This is a genomic window from Streptomyces mutabilis (genome assembly GCF_046628145.1).
Lineage (GTDB): Bacteria > Actinomycetota > Actinomycetes > Streptomycetales > Streptomycetaceae > Streptomyces > Streptomyces mutabilis.
In genome coordinates this window covers 4217309-4242378 of the sequence record NZ_CP176874.1, presented here as the reverse complement: position 1 = coordinate 4242378, position 25070 = coordinate 4217309, and the positions used below count along the sequence as shown (strand labels likewise).

Annotated in this window: 22 protein-coding genes; 9 read left to right on the top strand and 13 right to left on the bottom strand. The window is 72.5% G+C overall.

Annotation, left to right across the window (positions count from 1 at the left end; all coding sequences use genetic code 11):
• Positions 1–155: 155 nt before the first annotated feature.
• Both ACLIN4_RS19055 and bldG read right to left on the bottom strand, forming a co-directional pair.
• A complete protein-coding gene (locus ACLIN4_RS19055; protein ID WP_107479241.1) occupies positions 156–584 on the bottom strand; it encodes an ATP-binding protein in 429 nt (142 codons plus the stop codon).
• A gap of 107 nt (positions 585–691) precedes the next feature.
• A complete protein-coding gene (gene bldG, locus ACLIN4_RS19050; protein WP_003975386.1) occupies positions 692–1033 on the bottom strand; it encodes an anti-sigma factor antagonist BldG in 342 nt (113 codons plus the stop codon).
• An 82-nt stretch (positions 1034–1115) separates the two neighbouring features.
• Here bldG and ACLIN4_RS19045 point away from each other — a divergent pair, with 82 nt between their 5' ends.
• The gene (locus tag ACLIN4_RS19045; protein WP_411576040.1) at positions 1116–3749 is read left to right on the top strand and encodes a DEAD/DEAH box helicase; all 2634 of its coding nucleotides are present in this window, start codon (positions 1116–1118) and stop codon (positions 3747–3749) included.
• Between the two features lie 43 nt (positions 3750–3792).
• On the opposite strand, the gene ACLIN4_RS19040 is transcribed toward ACLIN4_RS19045, so the two are convergent.
• The 7 genes from ACLIN4_RS19040 to ssd form a co-directional block, all read right to left on the bottom strand.
• Positions 3793–4215, bottom strand: coding sequence for an Rv3654c family TadE-like protein (locus ACLIN4_RS19040; protein ID WP_107479242.1), 423 nt, complete (start codon positions 4213–4215; stop codon positions 3793–3795).
• Positions 4212–4598, bottom strand: coding sequence for a TadE family type IV pilus minor pilin (locus ACLIN4_RS19035; RefSeq protein WP_107479243.1), 387 nt, complete (start codon positions 4596–4598; stop codon positions 4212–4214). The genes ACLIN4_RS19040 and ACLIN4_RS19035 overlap by 4 nt, the downstream gene beginning before the upstream one ends.
• Positions 4585–4812, bottom strand: coding sequence for a DUF4244 domain-containing protein (locus tag ACLIN4_RS19030; protein ID WP_100046035.1), 228 nt, complete (start codon positions 4810–4812; stop codon positions 4585–4587). The genes ACLIN4_RS19035 and ACLIN4_RS19030 overlap by 14 nt, the downstream gene beginning before the upstream one ends.
• A gap of 137 nt (positions 4813–4949) precedes the next feature.
• Positions 4950–5747 carry a type II secretion system F family protein gene (locus tag ACLIN4_RS19025; protein ID WP_289913097.1) on the bottom strand — a complete coding sequence of 266 codons (798 nt, stop codon included), beginning with the start codon at positions 5745–5747 and terminating at the stop codon, positions 4950–4952.
• Positions 5744–6622, bottom strand: a complete 879-nt coding sequence (locus tag ACLIN4_RS19020) for a type II secretion system F family protein (protein WP_290013206.1) — start codon at positions 6620–6622, stop codon at positions 5744–5746. The genes ACLIN4_RS19025 and ACLIN4_RS19020 overlap by 4 nt, the downstream gene beginning before the upstream one ends.
• Positions 6606–7799 (bottom strand): TadA family conjugal transfer-associated ATPase, encoded by a 1194-nt coding sequence (locus tag ACLIN4_RS19015; RefSeq protein ID WP_289913101.1) that lies wholly within the window; start codon positions 7797–7799, stop codon positions 6606–6608. Before ACLIN4_RS19015 ends, ACLIN4_RS19020 begins: the two co-directional genes overlap by 17 nt.
• Before the next feature lie 272 nt (positions 7800–8071).
• A complete protein-coding gene (ssd, locus tag ACLIN4_RS19010) occupies positions 8072–9217 on the bottom strand; it encodes a septum site-determining protein Ssd (protein WP_289913103.1) in 1146 nt (381 codons plus the stop codon).
• Positions 9218–9902: 685 nt separating this feature from the next.
• On the opposite strand from ssd, the gene ACLIN4_RS19005 reads away from it, so the two are divergent.
• Complete coding sequence (locus ACLIN4_RS19005) at positions 9903–10763, top strand: HAD family hydrolase (protein WP_289913106.1); 861 nt, start codon at positions 9903–9905, stop codon at positions 10761–10763.
• A 429-nt stretch (positions 10764–11192) separates the two neighbouring features.
• On the opposite strand, the gene ACLIN4_RS19000 is transcribed toward ACLIN4_RS19005, so the two are convergent.
• Positions 11193–12017, bottom strand: coding sequence for an oxidoreductase (locus ACLIN4_RS19000; RefSeq protein ID WP_107476539.1), 825 nt, complete (start codon positions 12015–12017; stop codon positions 11193–11195).
• A gap of 111 nt (positions 12018–12128) precedes the next feature.
• Between ACLIN4_RS19000 and ACLIN4_RS18995 the strand changes: the two genes are divergently transcribed.
• Positions 12129–13109 (top strand): ATP-binding protein, encoded by a 981-nt coding sequence (locus ACLIN4_RS18995; protein ID WP_289913108.1) that lies wholly within the window; start codon positions 12129–12131, stop codon positions 13107–13109.
• A gap of 48 nt (positions 13110–13157) precedes the next feature.
• Here the strand turns inward: ACLIN4_RS18995 and ACLIN4_RS18990 are convergent, their stop codons facing one another.
• A complete protein-coding gene (locus ACLIN4_RS18990) occupies positions 13158–14438 on the bottom strand; it encodes a polysaccharide deacetylase family protein (protein ID WP_107476541.1) in 1281 nt (426 codons plus the stop codon).
• 319 nt (positions 14439–14757) lie between these two features.
• Here ACLIN4_RS18990 and ACLIN4_RS18985 point away from each other — a divergent pair, with 319 nt between their 5' ends.
• From ACLIN4_RS18985 to ACLIN4_RS18960, 6 genes are all read left to right on the top strand, one after another.
• Positions 14758–17307 carry a SulP family inorganic anion transporter gene (locus ACLIN4_RS18985; RefSeq protein WP_411576039.1) on the top strand — a complete coding sequence of 850 codons (2550 nt, stop codon included), beginning with the start codon at positions 14758–14760 and terminating at the stop codon, positions 17305–17307.
• Positions 17308–17524: 217 nt separating this feature from the next.
• Positions 17525–19480 carry an acetate--CoA ligase gene (gene acs / locus ACLIN4_RS18980; protein WP_381943236.1) on the top strand — a complete coding sequence of 652 codons (1956 nt, stop codon included), beginning with the start codon at positions 17525–17527 and terminating at the stop codon, positions 19478–19480.
• 215 nt (positions 19481–19695) lie between these two features.
• On the top strand, positions 19696–21120 hold the full coding sequence (nhaA, locus tag ACLIN4_RS18975; protein WP_107476543.1) for a Na+/H+ antiporter NhaA: 1425 nt from the start codon (positions 19696–19698) through the stop codon (positions 21118–21120).
• Between the two features lie 110 nt (positions 21121–21230).
• A complete protein-coding gene (locus ACLIN4_RS18970; protein WP_073726602.1) occupies positions 21231–21719 on the top strand; it encodes a phage holin family protein in 489 nt (162 codons plus the stop codon).
• Positions 21716–22684 (top strand): alpha/beta fold hydrolase, encoded by a 969-nt coding sequence (locus tag ACLIN4_RS18965; protein ID WP_100047877.1) that lies wholly within the window; start codon positions 21716–21718, stop codon positions 22682–22684. The genes ACLIN4_RS18970 and ACLIN4_RS18965 overlap by 4 nt, the downstream gene beginning before the upstream one ends.
• A 127-nt stretch (positions 22685–22811) precedes the next feature.
• Positions 22812–22997, top strand: a complete 186-nt coding sequence (locus tag ACLIN4_RS18960; RefSeq protein ID WP_071528703.1) for a hypothetical protein — start codon at positions 22812–22814, stop codon at positions 22995–22997.
• A 71-nt stretch (positions 22998–23068) separates the two neighbouring features.
• Here the strand turns inward: ACLIN4_RS18960 and ACLIN4_RS18955 are convergent, their stop codons facing one another.
• Both ACLIN4_RS18955 and ACLIN4_RS18950 read right to left on the bottom strand, forming a co-directional pair.
• Positions 23069–24268 carry a MarP family serine protease gene (locus ACLIN4_RS18955; protein ID WP_107476544.1) on the bottom strand — a complete coding sequence of 400 codons (1200 nt, stop codon included), beginning with the start codon at positions 24266–24268 and terminating at the stop codon, positions 23069–23071.
• Positions 24269–24315: 47 nt separating this feature from the next.
• The gene (locus ACLIN4_RS18950; protein ID WP_269958900.1) at positions 24316–25023 is read right to left on the bottom strand and encodes an NUDIX hydrolase; all 708 of its coding nucleotides are present in this window, start codon (positions 25021–25023) and stop codon (positions 24316–24318) included.
• Positions 25024–25070 lie beyond the last annotated feature (47 nt).

Genomic DNA, 25070 nt, shown 5'->3' with positions numbered 1-25070 from the left:
TAATGCCCTTCCGGCGTTAATTCCGTGATCCTTCTTTCCGTGCACCTGATCGCGGTGGATCGTGAAGGAATTCACTTGATGCCCGCACGGCCCCACTGTATGTCCGCGCATGACAAAGGGCCCCAGGATGTGGGGCCCTTCGGGTGATACGGGAATCAGACCGGCGGGAGCACCGCCGGTGCCGTCGGCCAGGTCATGCGGATCAGTCCGCCGCCCTCGCCCGCCGTGACCTCCACGTCGTCGACGAGTCCGCTGATGACCGCGAGGCCCATCTCGTCCTCCTCGGCCTCCGCGTCGTCGGCGGCACCCGGGGCTCCGGCCCCCGGTGTCGCGTGCGGCGCCTCGTCGCCGACCTCGATGGAGAACTGCTTCTCCTCCTCGATCAGCGACACCTTGACCGGCGCCGTGATGCCGACGTGCTGATGCAGGCCCACAGCCCGGGTGCAGGCCTCGCCGACGGCGAGCCTGACCTCGTCGAGGACGGCCTCGTCCACTCCGGCCCTGCGTGCCACCGCGGCCGCCACCAGACGGGCGGTGCGGACATGCTCGGGCAGCGCGCTGAAGCGGAGTTCGACGGTGGCCATGCATCCCCCTCGGAACTACGGGCGTGCTGTCGGGGGCCCGGGCCGCCGACAGCCCGGACCTCCCTCGTTCTACTGCCGTCCCGGGCCCGCGGGCCCGGGACCGGTCGTCAGTCGGTGGCCGCCACCGCTTCCTCGACCGAGGTGTGAATGGGGAACACCTTGGTGAGGCCGGTGATACGGAAGATCTTGAGAATGCGCTCCTGGTTGCAGACCAGGCGCAGCGAGCCCTCGTGGGCACGCACCCGCTTCAGTCCGCCGACCAGTACGCCGAGCCCGGTGGAGTCGAGGAAGTCCACGCCCTCCATGTCGACGACGAGGTGGAAACTCCCGTCGTTCACGAGCTCGACCAGCTGCTCACGCAGCTTGGGCGCGGTGTATACGTCAATTTCGCCACCGACCTCGACGACCGTACGATCGCCGACGGTACGGGTCGACAGGGACAGGTCCACGGATCCTCCAGCACCTTGCTATCGAGCGGTCGTCCCTCGGGACACCTCGGCTTGAAGCCCCCAGGACGGTTCGCCAGCCGCGATGGCATTCAATCACTTACCGGCAGGCGTGCACGACGCCTTGGTCCCATTGTCCGTCACGCCAGTGACAGACTCGGTGCCGATGGCCAAGAATCACCGACCCGACAGACCCCCGGCGGAGCCCGGCTCCCGGCCGGAACCGGGCACGGTCCTGGACCGGCTCGCCGCGGGACCGAGCCGGGCTGCGCGCATCACTCATACGGAGCACCTGCCCCCACGTGCGGGCCGTCATGCCGTCTGGCCGGACCGAATTCGCCCGGAGGTCGTCGCGGCGGTGCGGGCCGCGGGCATCGAACACCCCTGGGCCCACCAGGCACGCGCCGCCGAACACGCCCTCGACGGCGACTCGGTGGTCGTCGCCACGGGGACCGCGTCCGGAAAATCCCTGGCGTACCTGGTGCCGGTGCTGTCGACCCTGCTGGACGGCTCCGAGGCCCCGAACGGGCGTGGCGCCACCGCCCTGTACCTGGCCCCGACGAAGGCGCTGGCCGCCGACCAGTGCCGTTCGGTGAAGGAACTTTCACAACCTCTCGGCACATCCGTTCGAGCCGCGGTGTACGACGGCGACACGCCGTTCGAGGAGCGCGAGTGGATCCGCCAGTACGGCACCTACGTGCTCACCAACCCGGACATGCTGCACCGCGGCATCCTGCCGTCGCATCCCCGCTGGGCCTCGTTCCTGAAGGCTCTGAAGTACGTCGTCATCGACGAGTGCCACACCTACCGGGGCGTCTTCGGCTCCCACGTCGCCCAGGTGCTGCGCAGACTGCGCCGGCTGTGCGCCCGCTACGGCGCGTCGCCGGTCTTCCTGCTCGCCTCCGCCACCGCCGCCGAGCCCGCGGTGGCCGCCCGCCGGCTCACCGGGCTGCCGGTCGTCGAGGTCGCCGACGACGCCTCACCACGCGGTGAACTGGTGTTCGCCCTGTGGGAGCCGCCGCTGACCGAGCTGGAGGGCGAGAAGGGCGCGCCGGTCCGCCGCACGGCCACCGCCGAGGCCGCCGACCTGCTCACCGACCTCACCGTGCAGGGCATGCGCTCGATCACCTTCGTGCGGTCCCGGCGCGGCGCCGAGCTGATCTCCGTGATCGCCCAGGAGCGCCTGGCCGAGATCGACCGCTCGCTGGCCGGGCGTGTCGCGGCGTACCGCGGCGGCTACCTCCCCGAGGAACGCCGGGCCCTGGAACGCGCCCTGCACTCCGGCGAACTCCTCGGTCTCGCCGCGACCAACGCCCTCGAACTCGGCCTGGACATCTCCGGGCTGGACGCCGTGGTGATCGCCGGATATCCGGGCACCCGGGCGTCGCTGTGGCAGCAGGCAGGACGGGCAGGACGGTCCGGGCAGGGGGCGCTCGCGGTGCTGGTCGCCCGCGACGACCCGCTGGACACCTTCCTCGTCCACCATCCGGAGGCCCTGTTCGACCAGCCCGTGGAGTCCACGGTCCTCGACCCGGACAACCCGTACGTCCTCGCCCCGCATCTCTGCGCCGCGGCGGCCGAGCTCCCGCTGACCGACGAGGACCTGCCGTTGTTCGGCCCCGCCTGCGAGGAACTGCTCCCGCAGCTGGAGGCGGCGAAGCTGCTGCGCCGCCGGACCCGGGCCTGGCACTGGACGCGCCGGGAGCGGGCCGCTGACCTGACCGACATCCGCGGCGAGGGCGGACGGCCGGTCCAGGTCGTCGAGGTTGGGACGGGCCGCCTGCTGGGCACGGTGGACGCCGGCTCCGCCCACACGACGGTCCACGAGGGCGCCGTCCACCTCCACCAGGGCCGCACGTATCTCGTCCGGTCGCTGGACCTGGAGGACGCCGTCGCGCTGGTCGAGCAGGCCACGCCCGTGTACTCGACGGTCGCCCGCGACACGACGGCGATCTCCGTCCTGGAGACCGACACCGAGGTCCCCTGGGGCGACGGACGCCTGTGCTACGGCTCCGTCGAGGTCACCAATCAAGTGGTCTCCTTCCTGCGTCGGCGCCTCATCACCGGCGAAGTGCTGGGCGAGACGAAGCTCGACCTGCCTCCCCGGACGCTGCGCACCCGCGCGGTGTGGTGGACGGTCACCGAGGACCAGCTGGACGCGGCGCGGATCAACCCGGAGATCCTCGGCGGCGCCCTGCACGCCGCCGAACACGCCTCGATCGGCATGCTGCCCCTCTTCGCCACCTGCGACCGCTGGGACATCGGCGGCGTGTCCGTCCCCCTCCACCCCGACACGCTGCTCCCGACGGTCTTCGTGTACGACGGCCACCCCGGCGGGGCGGGCTTCGCCGAGCGGGCCTTCCACACGGCCCGCGAATGGCTCACCGCCACCCGGCAGGCCATCGCCTCCTGCGAGTGCGACGCCGGCTGCCCGTCCTGCATCCAGTCCCCCAAGTGCGGCAACGGCAACGACCCGTTGCACAAGCGAGGGGCCGTACGGCTCCTCACTGTGCTCCTCCGAGGAGCGGCGGACGGGGCGTCGGGACATGCGGCGGGCGGGGGGCGAGACGGTGGCCGGGGTGCCGCCGCGGAGCCGACGGCAGCGGGGCCGGCGGAGGCAGAGCCGACGGCAGCGGGGCCGGTTGGGGCAGGACCGGCGGAGGCAGCGTCGGCCGAGGCGAGGCAGGCGGAGACGGGACGGGGCAAGCCCACCCCGTGAGTCCCGCCGAGGACCTCACCGACGCCCCCCCGCCAACGGGTCCTCACCGGCGGTCCTCCACCGACGTAGCCCACGCCGAGGGAGTGTCCACCTCCGAGGGAGCCTCCCTCGGCGAGGGAATCTCCACCGCCGGTCCCGCCCTAGCCCGGACCTCCGACGCGAACGGTCCCCAGCCGGAGGCCACCCTCACGTCGGAGACCTGGCCGGTAAGCACGCACCGCACCAGCCGCGTCCCCTGAGCCGCCGCGATCCGTCCCGCCCGGGCACACGCCGCCGTACCGCCCCGCGCCCAGTGGTCCGCCGCCGCCAGCGCCGCCAGATCGGCGCCGCCGGCCGCACGGTGGCGGGCCGCGACCGCCTGGCCCAGGGCCAGGACGACGCCGAACACCAGGCACAGAACGGCGACGGCGCCGACGCTCCAGACGGTGGCGGACCCCCGGTCGGCGCATTCCGCCCGGCACCTCACGGCGCACCTCCCGCCGTCCGCTCCACCGACGCCACGGCCTCCTCCCGTACCTCGAAGGGCAGCCCGTGCAGTGCCGGCGGCTCGGCCACCACGACCACACGGACCCGGTCCCCCTCCCGGCTGACCGTGACCCTCGCTCCGCGGGGTGCCGCGTCCCGGGCGGCTTCGGCAACGGCGTCGGCCGGGTCCTGCCGGGCCGCCGCGCGGGCGCCCGTCCGGGCCGCGTCCACGCACTGGATCTGCGCGGCCACCACGAGCAGCCCCCACGCCAGCGCCATCGCGAACACCACCAGCACGGGCAGCACCACGGCGGTCTCGGCCGTCACGAAGCCCTTGTCCGAGCCGCGGGACCACCTCCTCCCGCCCCGCTCACATCCGCGCATCGAGCGCCTGCTTCACGATGCCCTGCAGCTCCGCGCTGACCGCCCCGCTCGTCACCACCTTGTAGAGGACCACGGCGAACGCCACCGCCGCGACGATCCCCATCGCGTACTCGGAAGTGACCATTCCCGCGTCCCGCCCCTCGGCCCGCCGTCGCCGTGCCGAACACATCGCACGCGTCAGGGCACTCAACCGCGCCCGCACCACCTGATACATCGCAACCCCCGTAAGGTTCCTCTTCGTTGCTCGCTTGCTGGTCCACCGGTCTCGCTGGTCCACCGGTCTCGCTGGTCCACCGGTCTGGTGGGCCCACCGGGTCTCGTGCGCCGGCCCGCGCCGGCCCGCCCCTCCCGTCAGCCACCACCTCCCCCGTCGCCCAACACCCCGCCCGCGAGCCCGATCACCACCGGCAGTACGCCCACCGCGATGAACGCGGGCAGGAAGCACAGACCCACCGGCGCGCTCACCATGACGGCCGCCCGGCGGGCCCGTGCCGTCGTGGTGCGGGCCCAGTCGGCGCGCGCCTGGGCGGCCAGCCTGGCGACCGGGCCGGCCGCGGGCAGACCCGACACGTCGGCCCGTTCCAGCAACCGCGCCAGCTCAGCCGCGCCCGGCAGCGCGGCGAGCCCCCGCCAGGCCCCGGCCGGCTCACCACCGAGCCGCACCTCCGCCGCGCCACGGCCCAGCGCGTCCCCCACGGGTCCGCCGAGGGCATCGCCCACCGCCTGGGCCGCGGCCACCGGCCCGGCACCGGCCGCGACACAGGCCGCGAGCAGGTCGGCCGCCAGCGGCAGTTGGCGAGCGGCCTCGGCGGCGACCGTCTGCGTCGCGGCCGTACCGGCGGCCGTCCCCCGGGCTCGAAGGCGCCACAGCACCACCGCACCCGCCAGGCCCGCCGTCACCCCGACGAGACCCCCGACCAGGGCCCATCCCGCACCCACCACGGCCACCAGCGGCAGCCGGTCGCGCACCGCGCCGAGCACCTCGGCGTGTCGTGGGTCGGCGCGAGCCGCCGGCGGGGCCAGGAGACCGGTGAGCCGCCTGCGCACGATCCGCTCCCTCCGCAGGGCTACGAAGCCGTGCGCCAGCCACCCGGCGACCAGCACCGCCCCCACCACTGCCCCCAGCCTGTGGACGACATCCCCGGTCACGACGCCGCCTCCGCCTTCCGCACGATCCGCGTCACCCACCACACGCCCAGGCCCTCCAGGACCCCGCCGGCCAGCAGACAGCCCAGCCCGGCTCCCGTGTGCAGCAGTACGCGCAGCGGGTCGGAACCGAGAGCGGAGCCGAGCAGGAGGCCGAAGAGCGGCAGGCCGGCGAGCATCACCGCCGTGGCGCGTGCTCCCGCCAACTGGGCCCGCAGGTCGCAGCGCTGATCCCGTTCGGCGCGCAGGGCACCTTCCAGCCGGTCGAGTCCGGCCGCCAGACCGGCGCCCTGGTCGACGGCGACCCGCCAGCACGCCGCCAGGCCCCGCAATCCCTCGGCACCCGGTTGCCGCGCCGCCGCCGCGAGCGCCACCGGCACGTCCCCGCCGAAGCGGGCCGCGGCCAGCACCGCTGTCTGCCCGTCGCCGAGGCCTCCGGAGTCGTGCACGGCGCACAGCAGTGCCTCCCCCGGCTGCCGCCCCGCCCGCACCTCACCGGCGAGGGCCCCGCACAGGGCGATCACCGCGTCCTGCCGGCGCTCCCGGGTCCGCCCCGCCCGGCGGGCCAGGCGCGCCCGCCGCAGCAGTGGCACCCCGGCCGCCCCCGCGACGACCGGCAGCACCGAGTCGCCCAGTACCGCCAGCAGCAACCCGGCCACCGGCGCCCACCACTCGGGCGCCAGCCGGCCACGGACACGCAGCACCGCGTCCGTCATCCGTCGCCCCGGTGGCGGCGCCCCGGTGCCGCCCGTTCCGTCACCGGCGAGCACCAGCCGCGCGCGCCGCGCTCCGGTGTGCCACCCGCTCCCCGCCAGCCATGCCGCCGCGCCGAGGCACCCCAGGGCCACGCCCGTCGACCACTCACCCGTCCCCGTCACCTGTACGCCTCCTCTCCACGTGCTCGTCCACGTGCTCGCGGCCGAGCCCGTCGGCGCGCAGCAGTGCCCGCAGCCGCTCCCAGCCGCGCTCGGCCGCGAAGGCCTCCGCTTCCCACCGCAAGGCCGGCACCGTCCGCACCAGCCCCGACGGATCGCGCTCCAGTACGTGCACCTCGGCGATCCGGCGACGTCCCGCCCGGTCCCGGGCCAGGTGCAGGACCACGGAGAGGGCCGCGGCCAGCTGGCTGTGCAGCGCCGCGCGGTCCAGCCCCGCGGCCGTGCCGAGCGCTTCCAGCCGGGCCGGCACGTCGGCGGCGGCGTTGGCGTGCACCGTCCCGCAGCCGCTGTGACCGGTGTTCAACGCCGCCAGCAGATGGGCCACCTCCGCGCCTCGCACCTCGCCGACGACCAGCCGGTCCGGCCGCATCCGCAGCGCCTGGCGCACCAGGTCCTCCAGGGTGACCAGGCCCGCGGCCTCCTGGTTCGCTGGTCTGGTCTCCAGGTGGACGACGTGCGGGTGGTCGGGCCGCAGCTCCGCCGAGTCCTCGGCCAGCACGATGCGCTCGTCCGGCCGAGCGAGGCCGAGCAGCGCGCTGAGCAGCGTCGTCTTGCCGCTGCCGGTGCCGCCGCTGACGAGGAAGGACAGCCGTGCCCGCAGCAGCGCGCGCAGCACGCGGTCACCGCCGGGCGGCACGGTGCCCGCGGCCGCGAGTTCGTCGAGCGTGAACGCACGCGGCCGTACCACCCGGAGCGACAGGCAGGTGCAACCGACGGCGACCGGGGGCAGCACCGCGTGCAGCCGGGTGCCGTCGGGCAGCCGTGCGTCCACCCAGGGCCGGGCGTCGTCCAGCCTGCGCCCGGCGACCGTGGCGAGGCGCTGCGCGAGCCGCCGTACCGCACCGGCGTCCGGGAAAGTGACCGACGTCAGCTCCAGGCCGCCGCCCCGGTCCACCCAGACCCGGTCCGGGGCAGAGACCAGTACGTCGGTCACCGACGGGTCGGCGAGCAGCGGTTCCAGCGGCCCACTGCCGACGAGCTCCGACCTCAGCTGTGCGGCGGCTGCGAGGACCTCGGCGTCCCCCAGGACCCGTCCCTGCTCCCGCAGGGCCTGCGCCACCCGAGCGGGCGTGGGCTCCGACCCGTGCTCGGCGAGCCACCGCCGCACCCCGTCGAGCATCCCCGAAGCCGGGCCGGGGCCGACGGGGGCAACCGCCGCCGGCGCCCCCTCGGCAGCCGTCCCCGGCAGGGGCCCTCCCGCGGCCGCACCCGCGTACGCCCGGTCCGCCGGCACCGCTCCCGGGGCCACCCGGACAGCCCACCCCGGGGCCGCCCGATCCGCCGGCACCGCTCCCGGGGCCACCCGGACAGCCCACCCCGGGGCGCCGCCGCCCCGCGGAGCCGACCGCGCCACCGCCCCCTTGAACTCCGGCGACGCCGACGCCGACGCCTTCACGCCGCACCGCCCCCCGTCTCCACCAACGCCCGGTCCCAGAACTCCCGGCAGAAGCGCGCCAGCGGTCCGCGTGCGGACGCGCCGGGAGGCCGCTTGCCGTCGGTGGCGCGCAGGAGGCCGGACTCGACGGGAACCTCGCCGGCCAGCGGCAGTCCGAGCAACCGGGCCACCTCGCGGTCGTCGAGGCCGGAGTCGTACGGCCCGCGCGTCACGACGCGCAGGTCGCGCAGGACCATGCCCACCGCGGCCGCCACCCGGCCGGCCGCCGCCACGGCCCGCAGTTCGGCCGGGACGACGAGAAGCCCGACGTCGAGCTGGGCGAGGACCTCGGCGACGCCGTCGTCGATCCGGCGCGGCAGGTCCACGACGACCGTGCCGCCCCTGCGCCGGGCCGCGGCGAGCACCGCGCGTACGGCCGGGGGCGGCACGGCGACGCAGTCGCCGCGGTCCCAGCTGAGCACCCGCAGCGAGTGCAGCTCGGGCAGCGACTCCTCCAGGGCGCCGCCACCGACCCGGCCGCGCGAGGCGGCGAACGCGGGCCACCTCAGTCCCTCGGCCGTCTCGCCGCCGAGGAGGACGTCGAGGCCGCCGCCCAGCGGATCGGCGTCCACCAGCAGGCTGCGCAGCCCCTCCCGCGCGGAGGTGACGGCGAGCGCGCAGGCCAGCGTGGACGCCCCGGCGCCACCCCGGCCACCGATCACACCGACGGTGAGGGCGGGTCGGCCGACGCCCTCGGCGACGTCGGCGATGCGGTCGACGAGCCACTGTTCGCCGTCGGGCAGCACCAGGACGTGGTCGGCGCCGATCTCCACGGCCCGCTGCCAGACTCCGGGGTCGTCCTGATCGCGGCTCACCAGGACCACCCCGCGTCTCCGCGCGGTCCCGCGCACCCGCCGTGCGGCGTCGTCGCCGACGAGGACGAGTGGCGCGGCCTCCCAGCCGCCAGGCCACCCGGCCCCCGGGGACGACGCAGGCGCCGCGGACACCGCCGGCACCGAGTGGTGCACTTCCGGTGTCGCGCCGGCCGCCGCGCACAGGCGCAGCAGGTCGTCGAGGAGTTCGGTGTCCTCGGTGACGATCAGTGGCCCGCCCTGATGTCCTCCGGCGGCGTGCGGCAGGTCATGGGTGATGGTCCCCGTCATGTTCTGTGTCCCCCTTCGCCGCGACTTCCGCAGCCGCGGTGTTCCGTGCGCCGCGACTTCGTGGTCGCAGGCGTATCCCGTGCCGCGACGTCCGTGGTCGCGGCCGTGTCCCGTGCGCCGCGACTTCCGTGGTCGCGGCCGTGTCCCGTATCTCGCGCGGCCCCTGGGGCCCGCCTTTCCGGCGGGCCGTGGAACCGGTCGGCCATACGCGTCCGGCAAAGGCAACCGGCCCTGGAACTCGGCACGGCCCTGACGCGTGGGAATCACGGTGCAGCGATCCTGGAAATCGTGTGGATCTTGGTCGAAAACTGTGGACAACTCGATGGATGTGAATATCGCCGTCACCCGAACCGGTGAGCCCCGCACCACTCCGTTCCAACCCGCGTGCGACACCCGCAGAGCAGCCCGACGACTACCCTCCGTCACCAGCCATGCTCATGACAAGAACACCTCGCAGACATCGTCACGACACGGACCCTGGTACGCCGGAGGGAGGAAAACGCATCCGGACATGCGACGACCCCCGCCGGGGGGGAGAGCGGGGGTCGTCTCCACGGCCGACTCGGGGGGGGAGGAGTCGGACCGGGTTAGCACGGTCGCGAACGATCCGTGACTTCCATGGTGTACCCGAGAGGCCTCTCAGGCAAACCCACGCGCCCCACCTTACGCCGAATGGGCTGCGCCTATGCTCGGGGTCGTGGAAAACCACTCCTCGCACCACTCCATGGCGCACTACTCACCCCGCACGGCGGCCTTCTTCGACCTGGACAAGACGGTCATTGCGAAGTCGAGCACACTCACGTTCAGCAAGTCGTTCTACCAAGGCGGGCTGATCAACCGCAGGGCCGTCCTGCGTACCGCGTACACCCAGTTCGTCTTCCTCGCGGGCGGCGCCGACCACGACCAGATGGAGCGGATGCGCAAGTACCTCTCCGCCCTGTGCCGCGGCTGGGACGTCCGGCTGGTCAAGGAGCTGGTCGCCGAGACCCTGCACGACCTGATCGACCCGATCATCTACGACGAGGCCGCCTCCCTGATCGAGGAGCACCACACCGCCGGCCGCGACGTCGTGATCGTCTCCACGTCGGGCGCCGAGGTCGTCGAGCCCATCGGTGAGCTCCTCGGCGCGGACCGGGTGGTGGCGACCCGCATGGTCGTGGGCGAGGACGGCCGCTTCACCGGCGAGGTGGAGTACTACGCGTACGGCCCCACCAAGGCGGAGGCGATCCGGGAGCTGGCCGAGTCCGAGGGGTACGACCTGAACCGCTGCTACGCCTACAGCGACTCGGCGACCGACCTGCCGATGCTCGAGTCCGTCGGTCACCCCCACGCCGTGAATCCGGACCGGGCGCTGCGTCGCGAAGCCCTCGCGCGCGACTGGCCGATCCTCGATTTCCACCGCCCGGTGCGGCTGAAGCAGCGCATCCGGGGGTTCTCCGTACCGCCGCGACCGGCGCTCGTCGCCGCCGCCGCGATAGGCGCCGCCGCGGCCACCGCGGGCCTCGTCTGGTACGCGAGCCGGCGCCGGTCCGCGGCAGCCGCCTGACCCCGGCCCCGGCCCACATCCCTGCATCCCACGCACCTGCCTGCCCGCCCGCCCGCACACACGCGCCGATGTGCGGTGCACGGATTCGCCGCCCGCCCTTTCACCCGCGTATGAGCGCAAAAGTAAAGAAGTGCGGTCTGCACTTCCGCTTGCTCCGGCGCAGGAGTACAAAGGACTCAACGGCCCGCGAGACCAAGGACATCCGAAAGGATCACCTTAAGAACGCAATTGGCCCCACGGACCGAGCATGGACATCGGGCACCCACGCGACGTCGACCCGTCGATTACGGGCCAGCCGCACCAGGTGACGGGCAAAGTTCCCGACCTGATGGGCAACATATCGAGGACGCTTGGTAACTCGGTGGTCATGCCAGCGGCGGTACGAATTCTCGTACCGCCGCATTCCGCGTTCTGCGTACCGCCCCGCCGTCACGCCGCCCCGCGCTGGAGCGCCTCGCACACCGCCGTCGACTCGCGCGCGCCCAGCTCGACCGCCCGGCCGCAGTGCGCGATCCACGCGGCCATGCCCTCCGGCGTCCCGGACGCGTAACCGTCCAGCGCCGCCAGGTAGGCCGCGCGGCCCAGCTCGGCGTGACCGACCTCGGCGGCGCAGACGGACTTCGGGTCCAGGCCGCTGCCGATCAGGACGATGCGTTCGGCCGCGCGCGCGACCAGACCGTTGTGCGAGGTGAAGGGCCGCAGCGCCAGCAGCTCGCCGTGCACGACGGCCGCCGTCACCAGCGCCGGCGCGGAACCGCCCGCCATGACCAGCCCGGCCAGGCCGTCCAGCCGGCCGTGCATCTCCTCGGCGCCCGGCAGCGGCAGCTCGACGAGCGGCTCGGCCACCGGCTCGCCCTCCTGGCGGGGCCGCCCCACCTCGTCGGCCTTGTCCGCCGCGGCCACCAGGTGCAGCCGGGCCAGCACCCGCAACGGCGACTGGCGCCAGATGGACAGCAGCTGCCCCGCCTCGGCGGTCAGCCGCAGCGCCGCGCCCACGGCACGCGCCTCGTCGTCGCCGCTGAAGTCGCTGCGCCTGCGGACCTCCTCCAGGGCCCAGTCCGCCCCGGACAGCGCCGCCGAGCCCCGGGCGCCGCGCAGTGCGGCCTCCGAGGTGATCGCGTTGCTGCGGCGCCGCATGATCCGGTGGCCGTAGACCCGGTCCACGGCCTTGCGCACGGACTCGACGGACTCGGCCACGCCGGGCAGTTCGCCCAGGGCCGCGAGCGGATCGGCGGTCGCGCCTGTCGTACTCATGGGTACGACATTACGCACCCCTGCACCCCGCCCCACGAATGAGTGGTCTTCTTCACGTACCCCCAGACAGTCACGTCACGGAACGCCAGCGCGCCGCTACGCTTGGTGAACATGAAAATTGCTTTCGTCGGGAAGGGCGGCAGCGGCAAGACCACGCTGTCCTCCCTGTTCATCCGCCATCTCGCCGCCACGGGTGCGCCCGTCGTCGCCATCGACGCCGACATCAACCAGCACCTGGGAGCCGCGCTGGGCCTCGACGAGGCGGAGGCGGCCGGGCTCCCCGCGATGGGCGAGCGCCTGCCGCTGATCAAGGACCACCTGCGCGGGACCAACCCGCGGATCGCCTCCGCGGCGACGATGATCAAGACCACGCCGCCCGGTGAGGGCTCGCGCCTGCTGCGGGTGCGCGAGGACAATCCGGTCTACGACGCCTGCGCCCGCCCGGTGGAACTCGACGCCGGGACCGTCCGCCTGATGGTCACCGGGCCCTTCACGGAAGCCGACCTGGGAGTCGCCTGCTACCACTCCAAGACGGGAGCGGTGGAGCTGTGCCTGAACCACCTGGTCGACGGCCGTGACGAGTACGTGGTGGTCGACATGACCGCGGGTTCGGACTCGTTCGCCTCCGGCATGTTCACCCGCTTCGACATCACGTTCCTCGTCGCCGAGCCGACCCGCAAGGGCGTCTCCGTCTACCGCCAGTACAAGGAGTACGCCCGCGACTTCGGCATCACCCTGAAGGTCGTCGGCAACAAGGTGCAGGGGCCGGACGACCTCGACTTCCTGCGCGAACAGGTCGGGGACGACCTCCTGACCACCGTCGGCCACTCGGACTGGGTGCGCGCCATGGAGAAGGGCCGCCCACCCCGGTTCGAGCTCCTGGAGGACGCCAACCGCCGCGCGCTGCACACGCTGCTCACGGCCGCCGACGCGACGTACGACTCGCGGGACTGGGACCGCTACACGCGCCAGATGGTCCACTTCCACCTGAAGAACGCCCGCAGCTGGGGCAACGAGCGCACCGGGGCCGACCTGGCGGCACAGGTCGACCCCGGCTTCGTCCTCGGGGAGACGGCCGTAGCCCCGGCGTGACACCGGCGCCAATGGCCCTCGGGGGCTCGCGCCCGCCCCGCCGGGCGGCTACTGCTCGGCAGCCGGGGCTCCGGGCACGCCCTTCGGGGCCGGGGCGGGGTCGGCCGACAGGAAGGAAGCCCAGCCCCTCTTCGGTGCCTCACCGACGCCCAGGGAGCGCAGCTTCTTCAGCACCTTGGGGTCCTGGGCGTCCAGCCAGTCCACGAGCTGCCGGAAGGAGACGCAGCGCACCTCGTCCTTGGTGCACACCTTCTCGATGACCTCCTCGACGGCGCGCATGTAGGTGCCGCCGTTCCAGGACTCGAAGTGGTTGCCGATGATCAGGGGTGCGCGGTTGCCGTCGTAGGCGCGCTGGAAGCCCTGGAGCAGGCCGTCGCGCATCTGGTCGCCCCAGAACTCGTGCTTGGCCGGGTCGCCCTGGGTCGTGGTGCCCGACTGGTTGACCATGAAGTTGTAGTCCATGGTGAGCTGCTCGAAGGTGTGCCCGGGGAAGGGCACGAGCTGCATCGACACGTCCCACAGGCCGTGCTTCTTCTTCGGCCAGACCTGGTTGTTGACGCCGCTGCTGTCGTAGCGGAAGCCCATGTCACCGGCGGCCTTGACGAAGTTCTCCTGCCCCTCGAGGCACGGGGTGCGGGCGCCGATCAGCTCCTTGTCGTAGTCGAAGGGCAGCGGCGCCGCGTTCTTCGACCCGGTGTTGGTCTTCCAGGTCTTCACGAACTGCTTGGCCTGCCTGATCTCGTCCTTCCACTCCTCCACGGACCAGTCGCCGACCCCGCCGGGGCCGCAGAAGTGTCCGTTGAAGTGGGTGCCGATCTCGTTGCCCTCCAGCCACGCCAGCCGCAGCTGCTCGACGGTGTCGGCGATGCCCTGCTCGTCGTTGAAGCCGATGTCGGAGCGGCCCGGGGAGTGCTGTGGCGCCCGGTACAGGTCCCGCTTCTCCTTCGGCAGCATGTACACGCCGCTCAGGAAGTACGTCATCGTCGCGTTGTTCTCCTTGGCCACTTCGCGGAAGTGGGAGAACAGCTTCTGACTGTCCTCGCCCGCGCCGTCCCAGGAGAACACCACGAACTGCGGGGGCTTCTGGCCGGGCTTGAGGCGCTCGGGCCGGGGCAGGTGCGGCTGGGCCCCGGTGTACGCGGTGGAACCGTCGCCGATCAGGCGGACCGCGTTCTTGGGCGCCGGCGCCGCCTCCCCCTTCTCCTTCTGCGGGCCCTGCGTGCCTTCACCGGAACCGGTACCGCTGTCGATCGCGCAACCGGCGAGCGACGCGGCGCAGACCGCGGCGGCGATCACGGTGCGCGCGGCGATCCTGTGGGTGGCGGCCATGTTCCGCCCACCTTCTTCCTTCTCTCGGGACCAACGCCGACGACGGCGATGTCGGGTGCTGAGCCGGGACGTGGCGTCAGCGCCGTCAAGGTGGCACGCACGCGAGAAGGAATTAGTACGACAAGCCGATGAAATGCATGGATTCACTCACTTGAGCGGCGCATTACTCCATTTGCGCGAAAAGTCTATGCCCCCTCTTTACTCTGAATTACGATCTATTTACTGAGCGCAACCGTCAGCGCGTTCGCAGCGCTCATCACGTACGCACCGAGCGTCCGCCGGGCGCTCGGCATCCCGCCGCTGTAGGAGACGGGAAAAGATGTCATCCTGCGTCCCCGCCCGCGCCGATTCGGCCCGGACCAAGCACATCCACCCACCGCACAGTCCGCCGACCGGCGGCCCGCGGCGCTTTCGCCTCGCGGGCGCCGACGTGTCGGCCTCGATCGCGGTCTTCCTGATCGCCCTCCCCCTCTCCCTGGGCATCGCCCTCGCCACCGGCGCCCCCCTCCAGGCCGGCCTCGTCGCCGCCGCGGTGGGCGGGATCGTCGTCGGATGGCTCGGCGGCTGCCCCCTCCAGGTCAGCGGACCGGCCGCCGGGCTCACCGTGGTCACCGCCGACCTCATCCAGCAGTACGGATGGCGCACGACCTGTGCCATCACCGTCCTCGCCGGTATCGCCCAACTCGGCCTGGGCTGCCTGCGCGTGGCACGCTCCGCGCTCGCCGTCAGCCCCGCCATCGTGCACGGCATGCTCGCCGGCATCGGCGTCACCATCGCCGTCGCCCAGCTGCACATCGTCCTCGGCGGCACCCCGCAGAGCTCCGTGCCGGACAACCTGCTCGCGCTGCCCGCCCAGTTGGCGAACCTGCGTCCGGCCGACGTGGCGGCGAGCGTGCTGACCCTGACCCTGCTGTTCCTGTGGCCGCGCGTCCCGGGCAAGGCCGGCCGACTGCTGGGCAAGCTCCCCGCCGCCCTCATCGCCGTCGCCGGCGCCACCGCGGTCGCGGCCCTCGCCGGGCTCCGCCTGCCCAAGGTCGACCTGCCCTCCTGGAGCAGCCACGCCCTGGCCACGCTGCCCGACGGCCCGGTGCTCGGCCTGGTCGCCGCCGTGCTCACCACCACGCTGGTGTGCAGCGTGCAGTCCCTGCTCGGCGCGGTCGCCGTCGACAAACTGGTCTCCGCCCGGCCCGGTCTGACCGGCCGGGTCAAGCGCTCCGACCTCGACCGCGAGCTGCTCGGACAGGGCGCCGCCAACATCGTCTCCGGGTCGCTCGGCGGACTGCCCATCGCCGGTGTGGCCGTACGCAGCACCGCGAACGTGTCCGCCGGCGCCGTCAGCCGGAACTCCACGATGCTGCACGGCGTTCTCGTACTGATCGCCACGCTGCTGCTGGTCCCGGCCCTGGAGCTCATCCCGCTCGCCTCGCTCGCCGCCCTGGTCATGGCCGTCGGCCTGAAGATGGTGTCGCTGAACCACATCCGCACGGTGACCCGCCACCGCGAGGTGCTGGTCTACGCCGTCACCACCGGCGGCGTGGTGTTCTTCGGCGTCCTGGAGGGCGTCGCGCTGGGCATCGCCGTGGCCGTCGGCGTCGCCCTGCACCGCCTGTCCCGCACCCGGATCAAGCACGACGAGACCGCCGGTGTCCACCACGTGCACGTGCGCGGCCAGTTGACGTTCCTCGCGGTGCCGCGGCTCAGCCGGGTCCTGCACCAGGTGCCCCAAGGGGTGGACACCGTCGTGGAGCTGGACGGGTCGTTCATGGACCACGCGGCGTACGAGACCCTGCAGGACTGGCAGAAGACGCACACCGCGCAAGGGGGCCGCGTCGACATCACAGGCCGCCGTCCCGGCACCCGCATCTCCGAACCGGCCGACACGGACGGCTGCCGCTGCCGCCCCTGGACTCCCTGGCGCAACCACCAGTGCGAGCCCCCGCAGCCGACGCCCCCGCCCGGCGCCGATGGGCAGGGCGAGACCGGCACGGACACCGACGCGGTGACCGGATCACCCGGCCGACCGAGCGGACAGAGCGAGGCGGACGGACCGGACGGGCCGGACGGGCCGGACGGGCCGAAAGGCTCCGACGGACGGGGCAAGCCCACCGGTACGGGTGTCACGGGCACCCCGAGCGGCCTGGGCGGCCTCAGTGCCCGGGACCTGGCGCGCGGCATCAGCGCCTTCCAGCGCAACACCGCGCCGTTGGTCCGCGGCGAGCTGGCCCGGCTGGCCCGCGAGGGACAGCAGCCCTCGCAGCTCTTCCTGACCTGCGCCGACTCACGGGTGGTCACCTCGATGATCACCTCCAGCGGTCCCGGCGACCTCTTCGTCGTGCGCAACGTGGGCAATCTCGTCCCGCTGCCCGGCGAGGAGAGCGGCGACGACTCCGTGGCCGCCGCGATCGAGTACGCGGTGGACGTGCTCAAGGTGCGGTCCATCACGGTGTGCGGGCACTCCGGGTGCGGGGCCATGCAGGCGCTGCTCAGCGCCGAGCCCGGCGGCGCGCAGACCCCGCTCAAGCGGTGGCTGCGGCACGGGCTGCCGAGCCTGGCACGGCTCCGCGACGACCCGGAGAGCCCGTCCGGGGCCCCGGAGAGCCCGTCCGAGGACACGGACTCCTGGCCTCTGCTGGCCGGACGCCCGCCCGCCGACGCGGCCGAGCGGCTCTGCCTGGCCAACGTGGTCCAGCAGCTGGAGCACCTGCGCGCCCACGACGCGGTGGCCCGGGCACTGAGCGCGGGAGACCTGGAGCTGCACGGCATGTACTTCCACGTGGGTGAGGCCCAGGCGTACCTGCTCTCCGGAGACCCCGTGAGCGCCGCGGACGGCGTGTTCGAGCTGGTCCTGGAGACCGATCTGACCGCCTGAGCGGTACGGGAGCCGAGGCGCGGGGAGTGTGAGCGTCGTAACAGGCGCTGAACCCCGCGCCATCGGCGTCCGTGGGTACTGATGACCACTGGCCACCAGCACAGGCGACTGCCACACAGGTCTAAACCAGTTGCCCGTCGACCCTTGTCATCGGCCCCCCGGGTCTGATGAGCTGTGGCCTGGGACACAACGGACAACCCTGAGAACGGGAGATGTCGTGAGCAACGAATCCTTGGCCAACCTGCTCAAGGAAGAGCGCAGGTTCGCGCCCCCCGCCGACCTGGCCGCGAACGCCAACGTCACGGCGGAGGCGTACGAAAGGGCCAAGGCCGACCGACTCGGCTTCTGGGCCGAGCAGGCCCGTCGGCTGACCTGGGCCGAGGAGCCGACCGAGACCCTCGACTGGTCGAACCCCCCGTTCGCCAAGTGGTTCAAGGACGGCAAGCTCAACGTCGCCCACAACTGCGTCGACCGCCACGTGGAAGCCGGCAACGGCGACCGCGTCGCCATCCACTTCGAGGGCGAGCCCGGCGACAGCCGCGCCATCACCTACGCCCAGCTCAAGGACGAGGTCTCCAAGGCCGCCAACGCCCTGCTGGAACTCGGCGTGCAGAAGGGCGACCGGGTCGCCGTCTACATGCCGATGATCCCGGAGACGGCGATCGCGATGCTGGCCTGTGCCCGGATCGGCGCCGCCCACTCGGTGGTCTTCGGCGGGTTCTCCTCCGACGCGCTCGCGACCCGCATCCAGGACGCTGACGCGAAGGTCGTCATCACCTCCGACGGCGGCTACCGGCGCGGCAAGCCGTCCGCCCTCAAGCCCGCCGTCGACGAGGCCGTCGAGCGCGCCGGCATCGTCGAGCACGTGCTCGTCGTCCGCCGCACCGGCCAGGAAGTCGCCTGGGACGACTCCCGCGACAAGTGGTGGCACGAGACCGTCGACCGGCAGTCCGCCGAGCACACGCCGGAGGCCTTCGACGCCGAGCACCCGCTGTTCATCCTGTACACGTCCGGTACGACGGGCAAGCCGAAGGGCATCCTGCACACCTCCGGCGGCTACCTCACGCAGACGGCGTACACGCACTGGGCCGTCTTCGACCTCAAGCCGGAGACCGACGTCTACTGGTGCACCGCCGACGTCGGCTGGGTCACCGGCCACTCGTACATCGTCTACGGCCCGCTGGCCAACGGCGCGACGCAGGTCATGTACGAGGGCACCCCGGACACCCCGCACCAGGGCCGCTTCTGGGAGATCGTGCAGAAGTACAAGGTCTCCATCCTCTACACGGCGCCCACCGCGATCCGTACGTTCATGAAGTGGGGCGACGACATCCCCGCGAAGTTCGACCTGTCCTCCCTGCGGGTCCTCGGCTCGGTCGGCGAGCCGATCAACCCCGAGGCGTGGATCTGGTACCGGAAGACCATCGGCGCGGACGCGACCCCGGTCGTCGACACCTGGTGGCAGACGGAGACCGGCGCGATGATGATCACGCCGCTGCCGGGCGTCACTGAGGCCAAGCCGGGCTCCGCCCAGCGCCCGCTGCCCGGCATCTCCGCCACCGTGGTCGACGACGAGGCCAACGAGGTGCCGAACGGCGGGGGCGGCTACCTGGTCCTCACCGAGCCGTGGCCGTCGATGCTGCGCACCATCTGGGGCGACGACCAGCGCTTCATCGACACGTACTGGTCGCGCTTCGAGGGCAAGTACTTCGCCGGCGACGGCGCCAAGAAGGACGAGGACGGCGACATCTGGCTGCTCGGCCGGGTCGACGACGTGATGCTGGTCTCCGGGCACAACATCTCCACCACCGAGGTCGAGTCCGCCCTCGTCTCCCACCCGTCGGTCGCCGAGGCGGCCGTGGTCGGCGCGGCGGACGAGACGACCGGGCAGGCGATCGTGGCCTTCGTGATCCTGCGGGGTACGGCGGCGGAGTCCGAGGACCTCGTCACCGAACTGCGCAACCACGTCGGCGCCACGCTCGGCCCGATCGCCAAGCCCAAGCGCATCCTGCCGGTGAGCGAGCTGCCCAAGACCCGCTCCGGCAAGATCATGCGCCGTCTGCTGCGCGACGTGGCGGAGAACCGGCAGGTCGGTGACGTGACCACGCTGGCGGACTCCACGGTCATGGACCTCATCCAGTCGAAGCTGCCCGCGGCGCCCAGCGAGGACTGATACGCCCACATGAAGGGCACCCGGCGCGAGACCCGCCGGGTGCCCTTTTCGTGCACTTCGTGCCGTTTCCTACCGTCACGAAGGTCACCCGGCAGTGCCACGGCAGTTTAGGTAGGCTAAGGAAAGCGTAAGAAGCTCAACAAGATCCTCATGGTGTGCCGGGAAGTCTGGTCGGCAAGCGAGTCCGTGCTGCCCATCGACCGGAGGACCTTCCTGTGACCGCGCCCCGCACCCCCCGCAAAGCCTTCGGACGGCTGTCCCTCCCCGAGCGGAACTACGTCGCCGAAGCGCTGCGCACCGAGACCGTCGGCGGCGTCCTGCTGCTCGTCGCCGCGATCGCCGCACTGGCGTGGGCGAACATACCGGCGCTGGGCGACAGCTACGAGACCGTCAGCCACTTCCACTTCGGGATCGAGTCCCTCGGCCTCGACCTGTCGGTCGCGCACTGGGCCGCCGACGGACTGCTCGCGATCTTCTTCTTCGTCGCCGGCATCGAGCTGAAGCGCGAGCTGGTCGCCGGAGACCTGAAGGACCCGAAGGCCGCCGCGCTCCCCGTGGTGGCGGCGCTGTGCGGCATGGCCGTACCGGCCCTGGTGTACACGGTCACCAACACCGCCGGCGGCGGCTCCCTGGCCGGCTGGGCCGTGCCCACCGCCACCGACATCGCCTTCGCGCTCGCCGTGCTCGCCGTCATCGGCACCTCCCTGCCGAGCGCCCTGCGCGCCTTCCTGCTGACGCTCGCCGTCGTCGACGACCTCTTCGCGATCCTGATCATCGCGGTCTTCTTCACCGACAGCCTGAACTTCGCCGCGCTCGGCGGCGCCGTCGTCGGCCTCGCCGTCTTCTGGCTGCTGCTGCGCAAGGGGGTGCGCGGCTGGTACGTGTACGTGCCGCTCGGTCTGGTGATCTGGGCGCTGATGTACAACAGCGGCGTCCACGCCACCATCGCCGGTGTCGCGATGGGCCTGATGCTGCGCTGCCACACCCGCGAGGGTGAGCAGCACTCCCCGGGCCAGCACATCGAACACCTCGTCCGCCCCCTGTCGGCGGGTCTGGCCGTGCCGCTGTTCGCGCTGTTCAGCGCGGGCGTGTCGATCTCGGGCGGGGCGCTGGCCGACGTGTTCACCAAGCCGGAGACCCTGGGCGTGGTCCTCGGACTCGTCGTCGGCAAGACACTGGGCATCTTCGGCGGCACCTGGCTGACCGCGCGCTTCACCCGGGCCTCGCTCAGCGACGACCTCGAATGGGCCGACGTGTTCGCGGTGGCGACCCTGGCCGGCATCGGCTTCACCGTGTCGCTGCTGATCGGCGAGCTCGCCTTCGAGGGCGACGCGGCGCTCACCGACGAGGTGAAGGCCGCCGTCCTGACCGGTTCGCTCGTCGCGGCCCTGCTGGCCACCGTGCTGCTGAAGGTACGGAACGCCAAGTACCGCAAGCTGACCGAGGCCGAGGAGCGCGACGAGGACCTCAGCGGCGTCCCGGACATCTACGAGGAGGACGACCCCGCGTACCACCTGCGGGTGGCCGCCATCTACGAGAAGAAGGCCGCCGAGCACCGCCGGATCGCCGAGGAGATGGAGTCGGCGCGGCTTGCCGAAGTGCCGGGCGGGGCAGGCGATGAGGGCGACGGTCCGGCATGATCTGACGAGACGGTACAAAAGACGGACCGTACACGGTCGGGACGCAGCAGGCAGGCACCCGGCAGCCACGGAACCGTAGGCAGATCAGCCAGCAGAAGAGGGAGACCGCGATGAGCGCACCCGACGGCAGCCCGGTCGGCACCGAACGCAGCATCGGCCAGCTGTTCGCCTCGGCGACCACCGAATTGTCGGCGCTCGTGCACGACGAGATCGCACTGGCCAAGGCGCAGCTGAGGCAGGACGTCAAGCGCGGGGCGACGAGCGGCGGCGCGTTCTCGCTGGCGGGCCTGCTCCTGGTGTTCTCGCTGCCGATGCTGAGCTTCGCGCTGGCCTACGGCATCCGGACCTGGAGCGGCTGGAACATGGCCGTCTGCTTCCTGCTGTCCTTCGCGGCGAACGTCCTCGTCGCGGGCCTGCTCGCGCTCATCGGCGTCGTCTTCGCGAAGAAGGCCAAGAAGGGCAAGGGCCCGCAGAAGGTCGCCGCCTCGGTGAAGCAGTCGGCGGGCGTGCTGCAGAACGCCAAGCCGCACCCGCGCCCCGAGCTGCCCGCGGACCGGTCCCCCGAAGCCATCGAGGCTGTGGCACGCTCGTCCTCATGACGGATCCCGCCACACCGATGGGTCAATCCCCCTCGGCGCAGAACCCGGCCTCGGTCGTACGCCTCGACATCCCCGGCGGGCGCGAGGTGACCCACCGGGACGTCGCCGCCAACGGTGCCCGCTTCCACATCGCGGAGCTGGGTGACGGGCCGTTGGTGCTGCTGCTGCACGGCTTCCCGCAGTTCTGGTGGACCTGGCGGCACCAGCTCACGGCGCTCGCGGACGCCGGTTTCCGCGCCGTCGCCATGGACCTGCGCGGTGTCGGCGGCAGCGACCGCACCCCGCGCGGCTACGATCCCGCCGGCCTCGCCCTCGACATCACCGGCGTGATCCGCTCGCTCGGCGAGCCGGACGCGGCGCTGGTCGGCCACGACCTCGGCGGCTACCTGGCATGGACGGCCGCCGCCATGCGGCCCAAGCTCGTACGGCGGCTCGCGGTCTCCTCCATGCCGCATCCGCGGCGCTGGCGCTCGGCCATGCTCGGGGACGTCCGCCAGACCCGGGCCGGTTCCTACATCTGGGGCTTCCAGCGCCCCTGGATCCCCGAGCGCCAACTGACGGCCGACGACGGCGCGCTGGTCGGCCGGCTGATCGACGACTGGTCGGGGCCCCGGCCGCTGGACGAGGAGGCGGTGACGGCCTACCGCCGCGCCATGTGCATCCCCTCCACGGCGCACTGCTCCGTCGAGCCGTACCGCTGGATGGTGCGCTCGCTGGCCCGTCCGGACGGCATCCAGTTCTACCGCCGCATGAAGCGGCCGGTGCGGGTGCCGACCCTGCACCTGCACGGCTCGCTGGACCCCGTGATGCGGACCCGGAGCGCGGCCGGTTCGGGACAGTACGTCGAAGCGCCCTACCGCTGGCGGCTGTTCGACGGACTCGGGCACTTCCCGCACGAGGAGGACCCGGTCGCCTTCTCCACCGAACTGATCAATTGGCTGAAGGATCCCGAACCCGATCGGTGACCGTGCGGACGCGCCCGGTACCCGAACCGGAACGCTTGTTCTATGAGCGGCCACTTGCCCGACGCATAGGCCAATTGGGGGCCCCGGGCACGGTTATCGACCTTGGGGCGGGGGCACACGTCGGGGTATGGGCTGGACGCACGACTACAGTGACGTAGCACGCGACGGCCGCTCCACGAGCGGCGTGAGCAGCACCCACCGACGAGGCGGCACCCCGCAACTTGCGGCCGCGGACCTCCGGGTGGGCATTCCGCGCATCCTGCGCCGCCGGGCCCGCTGGGTCTCCGTACGCCTGCGCCATCCACGCGGCTGAGCCCGCGGCCGGCGCCCGCACACCCTTCGCACGACTGAGCGCGTCCAGGCCCCCCGCACCCGGCCGGGGTCCTACAGCGCGCAGCTGTCGCTGTCCACCTGCTGGTTGGCGGTGCGACCTTCGGCGATGTCCTCCTGGATCTCGTCCACGGTGAGCGCGTAGCCGGTCTGGGCGTCGTCCAGGGACTTGGCGAAGACCACTCCGTAGACCTCGCCCTCGGGCGTCAGCAGCGGGCCGCCGGAGTTGCCCTGACGGACGGTCGCGAACAGCGAGTAGACGTCGCGGCCGACGGTGTCGCGGTGGTAGATGTCCGGGCCGTTGGCCGTGATGCGCCCGCGCACGCGCGCGGCGCGGACGTCGTACGCCCCGTTCTCCGGGAAGCCCGCCACGATCGCGCCGTCGTCACGGACCGCGTCCTCCTCGCTGAACCGCAGCGCGGGCGCGTCCAGTTCCGGCACGTCCAGTACGGCGATGTCGCGCCGCCAGTCGTAGAGGACCACCGTCGCGTCGTACTTCCTGCCCTCGCCGCCTATCTGCACCGTGGGCTCGTCGACGCCCCCCACCACGTGGGCGTTGGTCATGACGCGTCGCTCGGCGAAGACGAAGCCGGTGCCCTCCAGTACCTTGCCGCAGTCGGGGGCGGTGCCCATGACCTTGACGATGGAGCGCTTGGCGCGGACGGGGACCTGGCTGTTCGCCAGCGCCGGGTCGGGCGGCTGGACCTCGGTGATCGGCTCGTTGGCGAACGGGCTGAAGACCTGCGGGAAGCCGTTGCGCGCGAGGACGGAGCTGAAGCTGTTGAACCAGGTGTCTGCCTGCTCGGGCAGTACCTCCTGCACGCCCGACAGCACGTGGGACTGCCGGACCTCCTTGCCTATCGTCGGCATGGTCGTCTGGGCGAGGGCCGCACCGATCAGCCAGGCGACCAGCAGCATCGCCACCACGTTGACCAGCGCGCCGCCGGTGGCGTCCAGGGCGCGGGCCGGGGACCAGGTGATGTAGCGGCGCAGCTTGTTGCCCAGGTGCGTGGTGAGGGCCTGGCCGACCGAGGCGCAGACGATGACGACGACGACCGCGACGACGGCGGCGGTCGTGCTCACCTCCGCGTTGTCCGTCAGGGCGTCCCAGATCACCGGCAGCAGGTAGACGGCGACGAGACCGCCGCCGAGGAAGCCGGTCACGGACAGGATGCCGACGACGAAGCCCTGCCGGAAGCCCACGATCGCGAACCAGACGGCGGCCAGCAGCAAGAGGATGTCCAGCACGTTCACCGATTCAGGCCCCGCCTCGTCGTCCTACGCTCACACCGGTCACCCTGTCATGACCGCCAGTCCAGCGGGACCTGCTTGTCCCTGTCCCAGGGCCGCTCCCAGCCCGCGAAGTGCAGCAAGCGGTCGATGATGCCGGCCGTGAAGCCCCAGACCAGCGCCGACTCGACCAGGAACGCCGGGCCCTTGTGGCCGCTGGGGTGGACGGTGGTGACCCGGTTGGCCGGGTCCGCGAGGTCGGCCACGGGGACGGTGAAGACGCGCGCCGTCTCGTTCGGATCGACCACGCCGACCGGGGTGGGCTCGCGCCACCAGGCGAGGACCGGCGTGACGACGAACTCGCTGACCGGGATGTAGAGCTTGGGCAGGGCGCCGAAGAGCTGCACGCCGGCCGGGTCGAGGCCGGTCTCCTCCTCCGCCTCGCGCAGCGCCGCCCGCAGCGGCCCCTCGCCCTGCGGGTCGCCGTCCTCTGGGTCGAGGGCGCCGCCCGGGAAGGCCGGCTGCCCGGCGTGCGAGCGCAGGGTGCCGGCCCGCTCCATCAGCAGCAGCTCGGGGCCCCGGCCGCCCTCACCCTCGCCGAAGAGGATCAGTACGGCGGACTGACGTCCGGCGCCGTCCGCCGGGGGCAGGAAGCGGCTCAGCTGGGTCGGCCGCACCGTCCCGACGGCCCGCACCACCGGGTCCAGCCAGTCGGGCAGGCCCTCCGTGCTGAGCATGGCGTCGCGTGTGTCTCCCTGCGTGTCGCTCGCCCGTGTCATCTCCACCCCCGTCCTGCCGTTTCCAACGCCCGACGCCCCCGAGATCG

What these genes read in the sequence shown, in the direction of transcription:
- ACLIN4_RS19055 (WP_107479241.1), bottom strand. Translation starts at nt 584, where the DNA reads ATGGCCACCGTCGAACTCCGCTTCAGCGCGCTGCCCGAGCATGTCCGC.
- ACLIN4_RS19045 (WP_411576040.1), top strand. Translation starts at nt 1,116, where the DNA reads ATGGCATTCAATCACTTACCGGCAGGCGTGCACGACGCCTTGGTCCCA.
- ACLIN4_RS19035 (WP_107479243.1), bottom strand. Translation starts at nt 4,598, where the DNA reads ATGCGCGGATGTGAGCGGGGCGGGAGGAGGTGGTCCCGCGGCTCGGAC.
- ACLIN4_RS19030 (WP_100046035.1), bottom strand. Translation starts at nt 4,812, where the DNA reads ATGTATCAGGTGGTGCGGGCGCGGTTGAGTGCCCTGACGCGTGCGATG.
- ACLIN4_RS19015 (WP_289913101.1), bottom strand. Translation starts at nt 7,799, where the DNA reads ATGCTCGACGGGGTGCGGCGGTGGCTCGCCGAGCACGGGTCGGAGCCC.
- ssd (WP_289913103.1), bottom strand. Translation starts at nt 9,217, where the DNA reads ATGACGGGGACCATCACCCATGACCTGCCGCACGCCGCCGGAGGACAT.
- ACLIN4_RS19005 (WP_289913106.1), top strand. Translation starts at nt 9,903, where the DNA reads ATGCTCGGGGTCGTGGAAAACCACTCCTCGCACCACTCCATGGCGCAC.
- ACLIN4_RS19000 (WP_107476539.1), bottom strand. Translation starts at nt 12,017, where the DNA reads ATGAGTACGACAGGCGCGACCGCCGATCCGCTCGCGGCCCTGGGCGAA.
- ACLIN4_RS18995 (WP_289913108.1), top strand. Translation starts at nt 12,129, where the DNA reads ATGAAAATTGCTTTCGTCGGGAAGGGCGGCAGCGGCAAGACCACGCTG.
- ACLIN4_RS18990 (WP_107476541.1), bottom strand. Translation starts at nt 14,438, where the DNA reads ATGGCCGCCACCCACAGGATCGCCGCGCGCACCGTGATCGCCGCCGCG.
- ACLIN4_RS18985 (WP_411576039.1), top strand. Translation starts at nt 14,758, where the DNA reads ATGTCATCCTGCGTCCCCGCCCGCGCCGATTCGGCCCGGACCAAGCAC.
- ACLIN4_RS18970 (WP_073726602.1), top strand. Translation starts at nt 21,231, where the DNA reads ATGAGCGCACCCGACGGCAGCCCGGTCGGCACCGAACGCAGCATCGGC.
- ACLIN4_RS18965 (WP_100047877.1), top strand. Translation starts at nt 21,716, where the DNA reads ATGACGGATCCCGCCACACCGATGGGTCAATCCCCCTCGGCGCAGAAC.
- ACLIN4_RS18960 (WP_071528703.1), top strand. Translation starts at nt 22,812, where the DNA reads ATGGGCTGGACGCACGACTACAGTGACGTAGCACGCGACGGCCGCTCC.
- ACLIN4_RS18950 (WP_269958900.1), bottom strand. Translation starts at nt 25,023, where the DNA reads ATGACACGGGCGAGCGACACGCAGGGAGACACACGCGACGCCATGCTC.